The 14288-nt window shown below is 64.9% G+C and carries 10 protein-coding genes; 7 read left to right on the forward strand and 3 right to left on the reverse strand.

Features of this window, described 5'->3' with window-relative positions; genetic code table 11:
- Positions 1 to 205 precede the first annotated feature (205 nt).
- Positions 206 to 1660, reverse strand: a complete 1455-nt coding sequence (locus tag KZJ38_RS15105) for an aminotransferase-like domain-containing protein (protein WP_219796828.1) — start codon at positions 1658 to 1660, stop codon at positions 206 to 208.
- Positions 1661 to 1995: 335 nt separating this feature from the next.
- On the opposite strand from KZJ38_RS15105, the gene KZJ38_RS15110 reads away from it, so the two are divergent.
- The 7 genes from KZJ38_RS15110 (at position 1996) to KZJ38_RS15140 (ending at position 11115) form a co-directional block, all read left to right on the forward strand.
- On the forward strand, positions 1996 to 2682 hold the full coding sequence (locus KZJ38_RS15110) for a VOC family protein (protein ID WP_219796830.1): 687 nt from the start codon (positions 1996 to 1998) through the stop codon (positions 2680 to 2682).
- Positions 2683 to 2698: 16 nt separating this feature from the next.
- Positions 2699 to 3607, forward strand: a complete 909-nt coding sequence (locus KZJ38_RS15115; RefSeq protein ID WP_219796832.1) for a DMT family transporter — start codon at positions 2699 to 2701, stop codon at positions 3605 to 3607.
- 144 nt (positions 3608 to 3751) lie between these two features.
- Entirely contained in the window at positions 3752 to 4969 is a 1218-nt protein-coding gene (locus tag KZJ38_RS15120) for an aminotransferase-like domain-containing protein (protein ID WP_219796833.1), read from the forward strand.
- A gap of 67 nt (positions 4970 to 5036) precedes the next feature.
- Positions 5037 to 5501: a RidA family protein gene (locus KZJ38_RS15125; protein WP_219796835.1), complete on the forward strand. Its 465-nt coding sequence runs from the start codon at positions 5037 to 5039 to the stop codon at positions 5499 to 5501.
- Positions 5502 to 5622: 121 nt separating this feature from the next.
- Positions 5623 to 6558 (forward strand): PhzF family phenazine biosynthesis protein, encoded by a 936-nt coding sequence (locus tag KZJ38_RS15130; protein ID WP_219796837.1) that lies wholly within the window; start codon positions 5623 to 5625, stop codon positions 6556 to 6558.
- Between the two features lie 633 nt (positions 6559 to 7191).
- Positions 7192 to 9561, forward strand: coding sequence for a bifunctional diguanylate cyclase/phosphodiesterase (locus KZJ38_RS15135; RefSeq protein ID WP_219796839.1), 2370 nt, complete (start codon positions 7192 to 7194; stop codon positions 9559 to 9561).
- Positions 9562 to 9777: 216 nt separating this feature from the next.
- Entirely contained in the window at positions 9778 to 11115 is a 1338-nt protein-coding gene (locus tag KZJ38_RS15140; RefSeq protein ID WP_219796840.1) for a hypothetical protein, read from the forward strand.
- Positions 11116 to 11126: 11 nt separating this feature from the next.
- On the opposite strand, the gene KZJ38_RS15145 is transcribed toward KZJ38_RS15140, so the two are convergent.
- Together KZJ38_RS15145 and parC are read right to left on the reverse strand one after the other, a co-directional pair.
- Complete coding sequence (locus tag KZJ38_RS15145; RefSeq protein ID WP_219796842.1) at positions 11127 to 11585, reverse strand: CopD family protein; 459 nt, start codon at positions 11583 to 11585, stop codon at positions 11127 to 11129.
- A 364-nt stretch (positions 11586 to 11949) separates the two neighbouring features.
- A complete protein-coding gene (parC, locus tag KZJ38_RS15150; protein WP_219796844.1) occupies positions 11950 to 14277 on the reverse strand; it encodes a DNA topoisomerase IV subunit A in 2328 nt (775 codons plus the stop codon).
- Between the last annotated feature and the right edge of the window lie 11 nt (positions 14278 to 14288).

The raw sequence follows: 14288 nt of genomic DNA on the forward strand, positions 1-14288 counted from the left end.
TAGTGGCCACCCGGCGGCCGTCCCTCCGGCGGAGCCGGCCTGCCAGGGCCAGCGCTCCCGCGACGCACATCGCGTGCCTCACGCGGCCATGCGCGGCAGCACCGCGCAGCAGCGGCACGTACCAGCAAGCCGTGCATGATAAACGCTAAGCCGGCTTACGCCGATTGCCCGCCGAATTGGGGGCGCGGCGCACGATTTCAAGAGGTCAGGACGCGCGCCGGATCACGCTGTCCAGATATTCGCCAAGAAATGCGGGCAGCGCCGGGTCGCCGCAGTTCGCCACATTAAAGCGCATCCACGTAGTGGGCGACTGCTGCGGCGAAAAAAGACTGCCCGGCGTCAGCAGAAAACCCGCTTCGTGACCCGCTGCCGCGAGCGCGTCGGCGTCCACACCGGTATCGGTCCACACGAACATGCCCGCACCGGGCGTCAGGAAGTGCCGCATGCCGGTCTTCTCGAGCATCCGGCACGCCTTGTCGCGCACCGTATCGAGCCGCGCGCGCAGCCGCTCGACATGGCGCCGGTAGTGCCCTTCGGTCAGGATCTTGTACAGCACGCGCTCGTTGAGCTCGGGCGTCGTCATATTGACGAGCATCTTCTGATCCGCGACGGCCTGCGCGATCTCCGGCGCGCACGCAATAAACCCGACGCGCAGGTTCGCGGCGAGCGTCTTCGAAAAGCTGCCCATGTAGATCACGCGCTTGAGTTGATCGAGGCTCGCGAGGCGCGTCGCCGGATAGCCGGGTGGGCACAGATCGCCGTAGATATCGTCTTCGACGACGATGAAGTCATACTCTTCGGCAAGCCGCAGAATGCGGAACGCCTGCGCGGCCGTCAGCGACGTGCCGGTGGGATTCTGCAGCACCGAGTTGATCACGAGCATTTTCGGCCGCCACGTCTGCACGAGCGTTTCGAGCGCGTCGAGGTCCGGACCGTCCGGCGTGTACGGCATGCCGACCATGTGCGCGCCTTGTGAAGCGATGCGCCCGAACATCTGGAACCACGCCGGATCGCCGACGATCACCGCGTCGCCGGCTTGCAAATAAAGCCGCGACAGCAGATCGATGCCTTGCGTGATGCCAGACACGAGCACGATGCTTTCCGGCGATGCGCCGATTTCGAGTTCCTCGAGCCGCGTCTGCAGTTGCTGACGCAGCGGCAGAAAGCCTTGCGGCGTGCCGAAGCCGAGCAGTTGCGCACCGCTCTGGCGGCCCAGCGTGCGCAGCGCGCCGGAAATCAGCTCGCCGTCGAGCCAGCGCGACGGCAGATAGCCGAGCCCCGGTCCGCGTTCGGGCTGCGTCGACGTATGCAGCATGTTGCGCAGCAGCCAGACGACGTCGATCGTGCTCGGCGCGGGCGCGGCCTCGTTGGCCGTGCGGCGCTCGCCGGGCATCGGCGAGGCGAGGCGCTCGCGCACATAAAAGCCCGAGCCGCGCCGCGAATCCAGATAGCCCTGCGCGACCAGCCGCTCGTACGCCTCGACGACAGTGAAGCGCGACACGCCTTTATCGAGCGCAAGCTTGCGAATGGACGGCATGCGCATGCCGGGACGGAACACGCGTTCGTCGACGCGGCGGCGCGCCCATTGGACGAGCTGATCGACGAGCGTCAGCGCGGACGCGTCGTGCGGGGCGGGAATCTGTTCGAGCGGGACGGACATGGCTGACTCCAACTGTACCGAGGACTACCTGCGCGATTGTACCGTTACTGTGCAGGTCGCAGACGATACATTCGACTGACGTCGGGGTAAGCGGCCGGTAGACGCTGTTGTGCGCAGGCATGCTGTTCCGGCGGCAGGCGCTCTGGGGGCCAGCGCTCTGGTGGCCAGCGTTCCGGCCCCGGGCGCACGCGCCACCCATACCGGAACTGCGGGCGACGCAAGGCCCGGCCGCCACGCTACCGGGTATGCTTGAACCTTTTCACCGCAACCGCGCGCGAAGGTTCATGCGCCGCTGCCGTCCACCCGCCGCTATACAACTGTTCGTTCGATCCATCATGACCGTCCACACGCTTCGCCTCGATCATCTCGTCGTCTCGGCCCGCACGCTCGACGAAGGCTCGCAATATGTCGCCGACGCGCTCGGCGTCGCGCCGTCCGGCGGCGGCTCGCATCCGTTGATGCGCACGAGCAACCGGCTGCTGAATCTGTGGGGCGGCGTCTATCTCGAGGTGATCGCGATCGACCCGGATGCGCCCGAACCCGCTGACGGCACCGCTCGTCCGCGCCTTTTCGCGCTCGACGATCCCGCAGTCGCAGCGCGGCTCGAAAGTGGCCCGTACCTGTCGCACTGGGTCGCGCGCGTCGAACGTCCGAAAGATCTCGCACGCTGGCAAGCGCAATACCCCGAACGGATTCCGCCGATCGTGCCGATGACGCGCGGCGATTTCACATGGGGCCTGTCGGTACCGGACGACGGCGCATTCCCCAGCTGGCAGCACGCCGGCGACGGCATCGTGCCGACGCTGATCCAGTGGGACACCGCGCTGCATCCCACTGAACGCCTGCCCGAATCGGGCATCGCATTGAAAACACTGAGCGCCATGCATCCGCAAGCCGACCTGATCGCCGCTCACCTCGACTGGCTCGGCGCCGCGCCTCTGATCAGATTGACCGCCACCGACGGCGCGCCCGCGCTCGTCGCCGAGTTCGAAACACCGGGCGGTCTGCGCACACTCAAATAACGGAGAAGTTCAAGCTATGAATTCGCGCGAATCCCAAGGCATGCTGCTCGGTCTGATCGGCGTGATGGTGTTCAGCCTCACGCTGCCGATGACGCGTATCGTCGTCGCCGAATGGCACCCGCTGTTGAATGGCCTTGGCCGCGCACTCGTCGCCGCGGTACCCGCGGGCGCGTTGCTCATATGGCGTCGCGAACGCGTGCCGAACTGGGCGCAGATCAAAAGCCTGTTCGTCGTGTCGCTTGGCGTGGTGGTCGCCTTTCCGGTGTTTTCCGCGTGGTCGATGAAGTACGTGCCCGCCTCACATGGCGCGGTCGTCAACGGCTTGCAGCCGCTGTGCGTCGCGATCTACGCGGCGTGGCTGTCGCACGAGCGGCCCTCGAAGCTCTTCTGGCTGTGCGCGCTCGCGGGAAGCGCGATCGTCGTCGCATTCGCGTTTCACGCGGGCGGCGGCGCACCGCAGGCGGGCGACCTGCTGATGCTGGTCGCGGTCGGCATTGGCGCGCTCGGTTACGCGGAAGGCGCGCGCCTCGCGAAACAGATGGGCGGCTGGCAGGTGATCTGCTGGGCGCTCGTCGTGTCCGCGCCGTTTCTTGCGCTGCCGGTCGGCTGGCTCGCGTGGCAGCAGCATCTGATGCATCCGGGGCCGGTCGCGCTGAAAACGTGGCTCGCATTCGCCTACGTGGCGTTCTTTTCGCAGTTCCTCGGCTTTTTCGCGTGGTACGCGGGGCTCGCGATGGGCGGCATCGCGCGCGTCGGCCAGGTGCAGTTGCTGCAGATTTTCTTCACGATGGCGTTTTCAGCGCTGTTTTTTGGCGAAAGCGTCGCGCCTTCGACGTGGCTGTTCGCCGCCGCGGTTATCGCCACCGTGATGCTCGGCCGCCGCGCGACCGTGCAAACGGCGCCGCATGCGGTTCGCGCGAGTTAAGCGCAACGACTAAGCGCGACTGTTGAGCACCGCACACTCCGCTTTGCGCAAGATCCCGTTGCGCGATAACGTTGACCGGCGCAACGCGATTTCCGCCATCATTCAGGCAGTACACCGATTCACACGCAGACGAGGAGACTCAACGTGGACCAAAGCGATCTGACCAAGGTAAGCGCCCGCTCGTGGCAATTGTCCGAACGCGCACGCAAGCTCACGAGCTCCGCCATCCGCGAGATTCTCAAGGTCACCGAACGGCCCGAAGTCATTTCGTTCGCGGGCGGCTTGCCGGCGCCGTCGACGTTCCCCGCCGAGCGGATGCGCGCGGCGTCCGACCGGATTCTGCGCGACGCGCCCGCGGCCGCGCTTCAATACAGCGCGACCGAAGGTTATCTGCCGCTGCGCGAGTGGATCGCCGCGCGTCATTCGGGACCGGGCGCACACGGCAACGTGCGGATCCGTCCGACGCAGGTGCTGATCACCACGGGCTCGCAACAGGCGCTCGATCTGCTCGGCAAAGTGCTCGTGTGCCCGCAAAGCCCGGTACTCGTCGAAACGCCGACCTATCTCGGCGCCCTGCAATCGTTCTCGCTCTACGAGCCGCGCTACGTGCAGGTGCCGACCGACGACGCCGGCCTGATTCCTTCCGCGCTCACGCCGGACCTGACCGCCGGTGCGCGCCTGCTGTATGCGCAGCCGAATTTCCAGAACCCGACGGGCCGCCGCCTTGCTGTCGAGCGCCGGCGCGCGCTCGCCGCATTCGCGCAGCAGGCGCCGTTTCCGGTGATCGAAGACGACCCGTACGGCGCGCTCGACTACCGCGGCGAGCCTTTGCCGACGATGCTGTCGATGGCGCCCGATCATATCGTGCATCTCGGCTCGTTTTCGAAGGTGCTGGCGCCCGGCCTGCGTGTCGGCTACATCATCGCGCCTGAGGAATTGCACTTCAAACTCGTGCAGGCCAAGCAGGCCACCGATCTGCATACGCCCAGCTTCACGCAGCGCATCGTGCATGAAGTCGTGAAGGACGGCTTCCTCGATACGCACGTGCCGACCATCCGCGCGCTGTACCGCGATCAATGCGCGGCGATGCTCGCGGCGCTCGCGCGCTATATGCCCGAAGGCGTCACGTGGAACCAGCCCGAAGGCGGCATGTTCGTGTGGGTGCAAGTGCCGGCCGCGATCGATACGATGAAGCTGCTCGAAGAAGCGATCGCGCAGCATGTTGCGTTCGTGCCTGGCGCACCGTTCTTTGCGAATGAAGCACAGCACAATACGCTGCGCCTGTCGTTCGTGACCGTGCCGCCCGAGAAAATCGACGCCGGCATCGCGAAGCTCGCGGCACTCGTACGCGCGCGCATCTGATCGGCTCGCATCTGATCGGCGCAGCAGCGCTACCATTCAGGTTTCACATTCCCCGTAAGGACAGACCATGGCTCAAGCAAACGTGTACGACAAACTGAAGGAACTCGGCATCGAACTGCCGAATGCCGGCGCCCCGGCGGCCGCCTATGTGATGGCTGCGCAAAGCGGCAACACCGTCTATCTGTCGGGCCATATCGCGAAGAAAGACGGCAAGCCGTGGGTCGGCAAGCTCGGCGACAATATCACCACCGAAGAAGGCAAAGCGGCCGCCCGCTCGATCGCGATCGACCTGCTCGCGACGCTGCACGCGCACGTCGGCGACCTGAACCGCGTCACGCGCATCGTCAAGGTGATGAGCCTCGTCAACTCGACGCTGTCGTTTACCGAACAGCATCTCGTCACGAACGGCGCGTCGGAGTTCTTCGTCGACGTGTTTGGCGAGCGTGGCAAACATGCGCGCTCGGCATTCGGCGTCGCGCAGATTCCGCTCGGCGCGTGCGTTGAAATCGAACTGATCGCGGAAGTCGCCTAAGCATTTGCGATCGATGTCGTGAGTCTTACGCGAGGCGGCCATCCTGCCGGCCGCTCGCGACTCCATCCCGCCGCTGCTTGATCCCCCCGATCACCCCGATCACTCTCCATCAGGAAGCACGATGACCGCGCGCACTGTCCGCTTCAAGCAGGTCGATGTATTCACTTCGGTGCCGTTCAAAGGTAATCCGCTTGCCGTCGTATTCGACGCGGACGAGCTCGATAGCGAACAGATGCAGGCCATCGCGCGCTGGACGAATCTGTCCGAAACCACGTTTCTCTGCAAACCGACGGACCCAGCCGCCGACTATCGCGTGCGCATCTTCACGACGGGCTGCGAGTTGCCGTTCGCGGGCCATCCGACGCTCGGCACCGCGCATGCGCTGCTCGAAAGCGGCTATCGGCCGAAACAGGCGGGGCGGCTCGTTCAGCAATGCGGCGTCGGTCTCGTCGAACTCGTGGCGCTCGGCGCAGCCGAACCATCGGCGGCAGCGCAAGCGTCCACTGCATCGCATAGCGGCGGCGCCTGGGCATTTGCGGCGCCGCCCGCACGCATCACGCCGTTGCCCGATACGCAACACGCGGCGCTGTCGGCCGCCTTGCGCAGCGACGCAATCGACTTCAGCGCGGCGCCATGCGGCGTCAACAACGGCGCGCCGTGGCTCGTCGTGCGGCTCGCCTCGGCACGCGACTGCCTCGCGCTCGAACCCGATGCTCATGCGCTCGCCGAAATCGCGCACTCGGTCGGCGCGCACGGACTTGCAGCCTATGGCCCGCATCCTGATGGCGGCCCCGCGACGTTCGAAGTGCGCTGCCTGATGACGAGCGACGCATTCGGCGGTATCGGTGAAGACCCGGTGACCGGCAGCGCCAACGCCGCGCTCGCATGCTTGCTGACCACGCAACGGCGGCGCCCGGGCGAGCGTTTTACGGTCCGTCAGGGCACGGTGCTCGGCCGCGCCGGCGACGTCGCCGTTCACTATGACGATGCGGCCGGCAAGACGTGGATCGGCGGCGCATCGGTCACAATTGTCGACGGCACGTTCAGGCTCGGCTGACCTCACCGGCCACGCGGCCGACTCGCAACGAGTCGGCCGCAAACATTAAATTAAATTAAAGTACTGCCAATACAACGAATTGGCATAACTTCACGACGCGAAGCGCGTCGCTTCCTTTCCTTTCATGCAACATGCATCGCGCTTATTGCACCGTAAAGCGGACTAGTGGAAACGGCAGTGCCTATTTGCGCAATCCCCAGGCAAGCACGTCAAAACATGCGTCGAACGGTTACGCGCGCCCTTCCCCGACCTCGCTGAAACGACCGCCCCGCGCGGCTTTCCGGGCTGCGTACCGCACCATGAAGAAAGCATCGCAACGCCATTGAAAAGCGCGCGTATACCCGATGCGTGAACGCTTTCTTAATCCCCAGGCATTCAGTAATATCGAAACGTAACCGATGACCTCGGGCGCGGATCGACCGGATGGTTCCGCACGACGCCAGACCGCATTGCGCATCAATGTCGGTACTTCGCTTACCATGCAGCCTGGTTACATAGCGCAGTCGTCGATCGAAACACAATCACTGCCTGATGCAGTCGTACGCAGCGCAGTTCCAAGCCGCAGTTATAAGCCGCATTTACAAGCCGCATTTACAAGCCGCATTTACAAGCGATAGGGTCGCGGTCCACTCGATGAATCAGCTCCATCACTCCAGCGTACGTGAAGCCAGGCACCGGCTTGACCCGGCCGCCTCACGTCGCCGCGCGCTGCTCGCGATCCCGGCGCTCGGCGTGCTGGTGCTCGTGCTGCTGTGGACGGTCATCTTCGCGCGGCTGTCGGTGGAGAAGGAGTCCACCTATCGGGAAGCGATGGCGTCGGCCGGCATTCTGTCCGCGGCGCTCGAACAACATACGGTGAAGGCGATTCACCAGGTCGACCAGATCACGCGCTTCGTCAAATTCGAGCTCGAAAAATCGCCGGCCCGTTTCGACCTTGCGAGTACCGTCGAGAAAGGCGTCGTGCAAAGCGAGACGCTCGTGCAGGTGTCGCTGATCGACGAGCACGGCAAGCTGATCGCCAACACCGCCGAGACGAACCCGAAGCCGATCGATCTGTCGGACCGCGAACATTTCAAGGTGCACGAGCACGAGAACGACGACCAGCTTTACATCAGCAAGCCCGTGCTCGGCCGCGTGTCCGGCCACTGGACATTGCAGATGACGCGGCGTCTGAACCACCCCGATGGCTCGTTCGCCGGCGTGGTGGTGGTCTCCGAAGATCCGAGCTACTTCACCACCGACTTTTACAACAACGCCGCGATCGGCCGCGATGGCGTGATTGCGGTGATCTCCGACAACGGCACCGTGCTCGCGCGCCGCACCGGCAACGACGAACGCGCGTCGGGCGTGTTCACCGCAAGCGGCACATATCCCACTTCCGAGCACGTGTCGGGCACTTACGTCGATCCGATCGATAACGTCACGCGCGTCGTGTCGTACCGGCATATCGACGGCTATCCGTTGGGTGTGCTCGTTGGTCTGTCGCAGGCCGAAGAATTCGCCGACTACAACCACACGCGCAACGTCTATCTGCTGATGGCGAGCTTTATCTCGCTCGCGATGCTCGGCTTCTTCGCGGTCGCCACCGGCCTGATCGGCAAGCTGCTCGGCCGCGAGCGCGAGATGACGCATCTCGTCGAATACGATCTGCTGACCGGTTTGCGTAACCGCTATTCGACGCTGCAGATTCTTCATCACGAAGTTGCGCAGACAACGAATGTCGGGCGGCTCGCCATCCTGTTTATCGATCTCGACAACTTCAAGACCGTCAACGACACGCTCGGCCACAACGCCGGCGACATCGTTTTGCAAATGACAGCGGCGCGCCTTGCCGATGCCGTGGCCGACGCGGGCACCTTATCGCGCATCGGCGGCGACGAGTTCGTGGTGATCGTCAAAGGCGACGATGTCGAACAGCGCGCGGTCGCGGCCGCCGAAGCGGCATCGGCAGTCTTCGCGAAGCCATTCGAAGTGCGCGGCAGTACCTTCGTGCTGCATGCGAGCATCGGCATCGCGCTCTACTCGATTGCGAACGAGAGCGAAATCGACCTGCTGAAGAAGGCCGATCTGGCGATGTACAGCGCGAAGGACGCAGGCAAGAACTGCTACCAGTTCTATTCGCCGCAGCTCTCGCACCGCGCCGACCACCTGATGAAGTGGGAGCAGCAGCTGCGCATCGCGCTCGCCGACGGTCAGCTGTTCCTCGCGTACCAGCCGAAGATCGATCTGGCGCGCCGCTGCATCACGGGCTTCGAAGCGCTCGTGCGCTGGAACCATCCGCAGCATGGTCTGATTCCGGCGAACGAGTTCATCCCGGTGGCCGAGTCGACGGGCCTGATCGTGCCGATCGGCGACTTCGTCATTCAAACGGCGTGCCGCCAGCTCGCGCAATGGCAGGCGCAAGGCTATGAATCGCTGTCGCTCGCGGTCAACATCTCAGCCGTGCAATTCTGGCGCGGCGATCTGTTCGAAACGATCGCGCGCGCGATCGAAGACAGCGGCATACCCGCGCGCCGCCTCGAACTCGAGATCACCGAAACCGCGATGATGGAATTCCCGGACCTCGTCTCCGAGAAGATCTTCGCGTTGAAGCGGCTGGGCGTGCGCATCGCGCTCGATGATTTCGGCACCGGCTATTCGTCGCTGTCGTATCTGAACCGCTTCTCGGTCGACACGCTGAAGGTGGACCGCTCGTTTGTCCAGGCGATTCCGGGCGACCGAAGTGTGTGCGTGATGGTGACCGCGATCGTTAATCTGGCACGCTCGCTCGGGCTGACCGTCGTCGTCGAAGGCACCGAGACCGAGGAGCAGATCGCGTGGCTCGCGGCGCTCGGGCAAATCGAAGCGCAAGGCTTCCTGTTCTCGCGGCCAGTGCCGAGCGAGGGCATTCCGGCGCTGCTCGAGAAGTTCGGCGTGTGCGGCATGCGCACGCGGCAACCATCGCGCGAGCGCAGCGACGACGATACAAGCGACACACCGAGCACGAGCGGGCAGCCGGTCTGAGAGTGTGTTGCCAACCGGTCTCCAACGCCCTGTCAGCGGCTTTCATATCGCGCTTGTCGCTCATCTTTGAATTGCCCCATGCTCCATGCGGTGTAGCCGTGCACGAATGCATTGCCGGTTTGCACGATTGACCGGCTATTGCTATTAGTCGGACGGGAATAGGTTGCGCGCCCGAACGTTCTAAGAAGGACACGCCTGAACGCTCGAGGGCCGCTCATGACCGATTCGCTTACCCGCCATCATGCGTCGATCCGACCCGGCAAAACGCTGCGCACGCTCGGCGTATTCGAAGAGTACTTCTGGCTGCTGCAGCAACGCGTGCCGCGCACGACCGTCGTCGCCGCGGAAGTCGAAGGACGCACGACGGTCGAGCAATGGTCGGCGGCGCTCGCCGCCGTGCAGGCGCACCACACCCTTCTGTCTTCGCGCATTCGTCAGCGGCCCGGCTTTCGTCCGTGCTTCGAGCTGATGCCCGACGCCCCGCTCGCGCTGCAAGTCGTGCCGAGCGAATCGGGCACGCGTCTTTTCGAGCTGGTATCGACGGAATTGGCCACGCGTTTCGGTCCCGACGATGCGTTGCTGCGCACCTCGATTCTTTACGGCCGCGACCGCACGACGCTGGTGCTGGGCGGCCATCATGCGGCACTGGACGGCGCATCGCTGATTCTGCTGGTTCGTGATCTGATGCGCGCACTGGCCGGTGAGGCGCTCGGCAGTCCGCATGCGATGCCGCCGTCGCACGATGAACTGCTCGGGATGTCGACGAGCGAGCAGTCCGCGGCGCTTGCGTTACCATCGCGTGCGCCGGATTCGGCGGGTTTGCTGGATTGGTCGCGCATTGGAATGGACGGTCGTGCGCATGACGACTCGCGCTCCGCCTCCGAAGCGCCGCTCGCGGCTGGCGACGAGCAGCCGCTACTTCAGCAGATCTGGCTCGAACCGTCAGTCACCTCACTCGTGACGCGGCGCGCCCGCGAAGAACAGGCGTCCGTGCATGCCGCGCTGTGCGCGGCCGTGATGCTCGCGGGACGCGCCCTGTCGCGCGCGTGGCGCGACCATACGATCCGCTGCGCGAGTTCGCTCGATACGCGCGCGTTGCTTGGCGCAAGCGAGCACCTCGGGCTCTTTCCGACGCAGCGCAGCGCGGAGCTGGAACCGTCCGCGACGCTCTCGTTCTGGGATCTTGCGCGCGCCATCAAGCAGAGTCTCGCGATCCGGCGCACCGCGGTCGAGGCCGCGGGCGGCTTTTCGACGCCCGTGCTCGAGATGATCGCGGCCGGCGCCAGCCCGGACCGGCTCGTGATCGGCAGCCGCCAGCGCGCGCCGACGCTGCGTATCGACAACTATGGGCGGCTCGCCATTCCAACGCAGTACGGCTATGGGCGCCTGCGCATCAAGTGGGTGACGCCGGCTGCGGTACACGGCGCGCCGCAGACGCAGCACATTTCGGTTGCGACCGTCGACGGGCTGCTTTGCATGACCAACGTCAGCGCCGAGCCGGTGCCGGCGCTGCTGGGCACCGCAAAGCGGTTGCTGCTCGCGCAGTTAGGCTAAGCCACGCCGCTTCAAAACCCGCGCGACATCACCGCGAAGCCGATCGTCACGACGCCCAGCACGAGATTCACGACGACGAGCCGCCGCACGGTCGCGACCGCATTTGCGCCATCCGGCCACTTTTGCGCCTGCACCGCGCGGCGGATGCGCGGAAACACGGCGAAGCGGATATGGCCGAAGATCAGCATCATCACGATGCCGAGCCCTGCCATTGCATGCAGCTGCCACATCGCGTGCGCGCCGCCGTACTGCGACAGCAGAAAGCCGCCCGACACGAGAATGACGAGCACCGACACGCCGACCCAGTTGAAAAACCGTCCGAATACGGACTCCCACAGCGGCAGCCGCAACTGCGGCGATAGGTCGCCCAAGGCCGGACGCAGGCAGAAATGAGCGAACACCATGCCGCCGATCCAGACGGCAACCCCCAGCAGGTGGAGAAAGAGCGCGATTTCGATCGCTTTGGTCATTCGTTTTCCTCTGTCGTATCGGTGTGGTATCGACGCGGTGTATCGATGGGGGCCGCGGCCGGATTGCGCATTCGACCACCCACGCGCCGCGCAGTTCAGTTCATCGCGCGCGGCATGTGGCGATGCGCTGCCGATGCACTGCCGATGTTCTGCCGCAGTGCTGCTATTGCTATCTGCGATGCGTCGCGTCGCAAGCGATGCTGAGCCCGTTTGGGTTTTACTGGCTCATTAACGTACGAGCCTTTTTATCGGACGACATGAGCCACTAAAAAATTCGCGGCGTGCCACGCATTCCGGAGAATGCAGGGCACGCCGCGTGTTCCGGCTGCTTGCGAGAAGAGTTCTAAGGCATGCTCGCGTCCAGTCAGCCCTGCCCTTCCTCCAGCGCCGGCCGCAACGCCGCAACCTTGAGCTTCGTATCGGGTTTGTGGCCCTTGCGCGCGCGTTTGCCGACATGCCCGGCCAGCGCCTTGCCGGCCAGCGTTTCCTCGCCCGGCTTGCCGCCGCGGCCCGTGCCCATCAGCACGACGCCGGCCTTGCCGATCGCCAGCGCCTGCGCGAGCGTTTCGTTCGCGTCGAGCCCCATCAGCGTGACGCCACGGCCGCCGCCCGAGAGCGTCTTCATCTCGTCGAGACCGAACACGAGCATGCGCCCCGTGCTCGACAGACACGCGACCTGGGTTGCATCCGGCACCATCGGCATCGGCACGAGCGGCGCCGCGCCTTCGTCGATCGTCATAAACGACTTGCCGGCCTTCACGCGGCTCACCATGTCGCCGAGCTTCGCGATAAAGCCGAAGCCGTTGCTCGACGCGAGCAGCAGCGCCTGGTCTGCCGTCGCCGCGTAGTAGTGCATGAGGTGCGTGCCCGATTCGAGCTCGATCATCGTCGTGACCGGCACGCCGTCGCCGCGACCGCCCGGCAACTGGCTGACCGCGACCGAGTAGACGCGGCCGTTGCTGCCCCACGCGATCAGCGTATCGGGCGTGCGGCACTGGAACGCGGCATAGAGGCTGTCGCCGGCCTTGAACGTGAAGCCGGCCGGATCGAGTCCGTGGCCTTTCAGCGCGCGCACCCAGCCCTTCTGCGAGACGACCACCGTGACCGGCTCGTCGACCACGCGCGCTTCGAAGGTCGCGCGCTTGTCCTGCTGGATCAGCGTGCGGCGCTCGTCGCCGTACTGCTTCGCGTCGCCTTCGATTTCCTTGACGATGAGACGCTTCATCGCGCTCTCGCTGCCGAGCAGCTCTTCGAGCTTCGCTTTCTCGTCGCGCAGTTCTTCGAGCTCCTTCTCGATCTTGATCTTTTCGAGCCGCGCCAATTGGCGCAGCCGGATGTCGAGGATGTCGTCGGCCTGGCGCTCGGACAGATCGAACGCCGAGATCAGCGCCGCCTTCGGTTCGTCCGACTCGCGGATGATGCGGATCACCTCGTCCAGATTCAGGAAGACGATCATCCGGCCTTCGAGAATATGGATGCGATCGTCGACCTTCGTCAGCCGGTACTGCGTGCGGCGCGTGACCGTCGCGAAGCGGAAGCCGACCCACTCGCTAAGGATTTCGCCGATGCCCTTCTGGCGCGGCCGGCCGTCGGCGCCGACCATCACGAGATTGAGCGGCGCGTTCGATTCGAGGCTCGTATGCGCGAGCAGCGTGTTGACGAACTCGGTCTGCTCGATGCGGCTCGACTTCGGCTCGAACACGAGGCGCACCGGCGCGTCCTTGCCCGATTCGTCGCGCACGGCGTCGAGCAGCGCGAGCAGCGTCTGCTTCGTCTGCAACTGCTCGGGCGTCAGCGACTTCTTGCCGAGCTTGATCTTCGGGTTCGTCTGCTCCTCGATTTCCTCGAGCACCTTCTGGCACGACGTGTTCGGCGGCAATTCGTTGATCACGAGCTGCCACTGGCCGCGCGCGAGCTCTTCGATCTTCCAGCGCGCGCGTACCTTCAGGCTGCCGCGGCCCGCTTCGTACGCGGCCGCGATTTCGGCTTCGCTCGAAATGATCTGGCCGCCGCCTGGAAAGTCCGGCCCCGGCAGATGCTGCATCAGCTCCGCGTGCGTGATCTTCGGATGACGGATCATCGCGACCGCGGCTGCGGCGACTTCGCGCAGGTTATGCGACGGAATCTCGGTCGCAAGACCGACCGCGATGCCCGAGGCGCCGTTGAGCAGCACGAACGGCAGACGCGCGGGCAGCAGCTTCGGCTCTTCGAACGAGCCGTCGTAGTTCGGCATGAAGTCGACCGTGCCCTGGTCGATTTCATCGAGCAGCAGTTTCGCGATCGGCGTCAGGCGCGCTTCGGTGTAGCGCATCGCCGCGGCGCCGTCGCCATCGCGCGAGCCGAAGTTGCCCTGGCCGTCGATCAGCGGATAGCGCATCGAGAAGTCCTGCGCGAGACGCACGAGTGCGTCGTACGCGGACTGGTCGCCGTGCGGGTGATACTTGCCGAGCACGTCGCCGACCACGCGCGCCGATTTCACGGGCTTCGCATTGTCGGCGAGGCCCATTTCGCTCATCGCGTACAGGATGCGGCGCTGCACGGGCTTCTGCCCGTCGCAGACGTCCGGCAGCGCGCGGCCCTTGACGACGCTGACCGCGTATTCGAGATACGCCTTCTCGGCGTAATGGCCGAGCGTCAGCGAGTCGCCGGGCGGCGGCGCCTCTTCGAAAAGATCGGGAGTGTTGTCTTCCATCTACGTTCCGT

The organism is Paraburkholderia edwinii, assembly GCF_019428685.1.
In the GTDB taxonomy this organism is placed as follows: Bacteria; Pseudomonadota; Gammaproteobacteria; order Burkholderiales; family Burkholderiaceae; genus Paraburkholderia; species Paraburkholderia edwinii.

Bases quoted from the DNA above. Each gene is read 5' to 3' on its own strand.
- KZJ38_RS15105 (WP_219796828.1), bottom strand. From the start codon at position 1,660: ATGTCCGTCCCGCTCGAACAGATTCCCGCCCCGCACGACGCGTCCGCG.
- KZJ38_RS15110 (WP_219796830.1), top strand. From the start codon at position 1,996: ATGACCGTCCACACGCTTCGCCTCGATCATCTCGTCGTCTCGGCCCGC.
- KZJ38_RS15115 (WP_219796832.1), top strand. From the start codon at position 2,699: ATGAATTCGCGCGAATCCCAAGGCATGCTGCTCGGTCTGATCGGCGTG.
- KZJ38_RS15125 (WP_219796835.1), top strand. From the start codon at position 5,037: ATGGCTCAAGCAAACGTGTACGACAAACTGAAGGAACTCGGCATCGAA.
- KZJ38_RS15130 (WP_219796837.1), top strand. From the start codon at position 5,623: ATGACCGCGCGCACTGTCCGCTTCAAGCAGGTCGATGTATTCACTTCG.
- KZJ38_RS15135 (WP_219796839.1), top strand. From the start codon at position 7,192: ATGAATCAGCTCCATCACTCCAGCGTACGTGAAGCCAGGCACCGGCTT.
- KZJ38_RS15140 (WP_219796840.1), top strand. From the start codon at position 9,778: ATGACCGATTCGCTTACCCGCCATCATGCGTCGATCCGACCCGGCAAA.
- KZJ38_RS15145 (WP_219796842.1), bottom strand. From the start codon at position 11,585: ATGACCAAAGCGATCGAAATCGCGCTCTTTCTCCACCTGCTGGGGGTT.
- parC (WP_219796844.1), bottom strand. From the start codon at position 14,277: ATGGAAGACAACACTCCCGATCTTTTCGAAGAGGCGCCGCCGCCCGGC.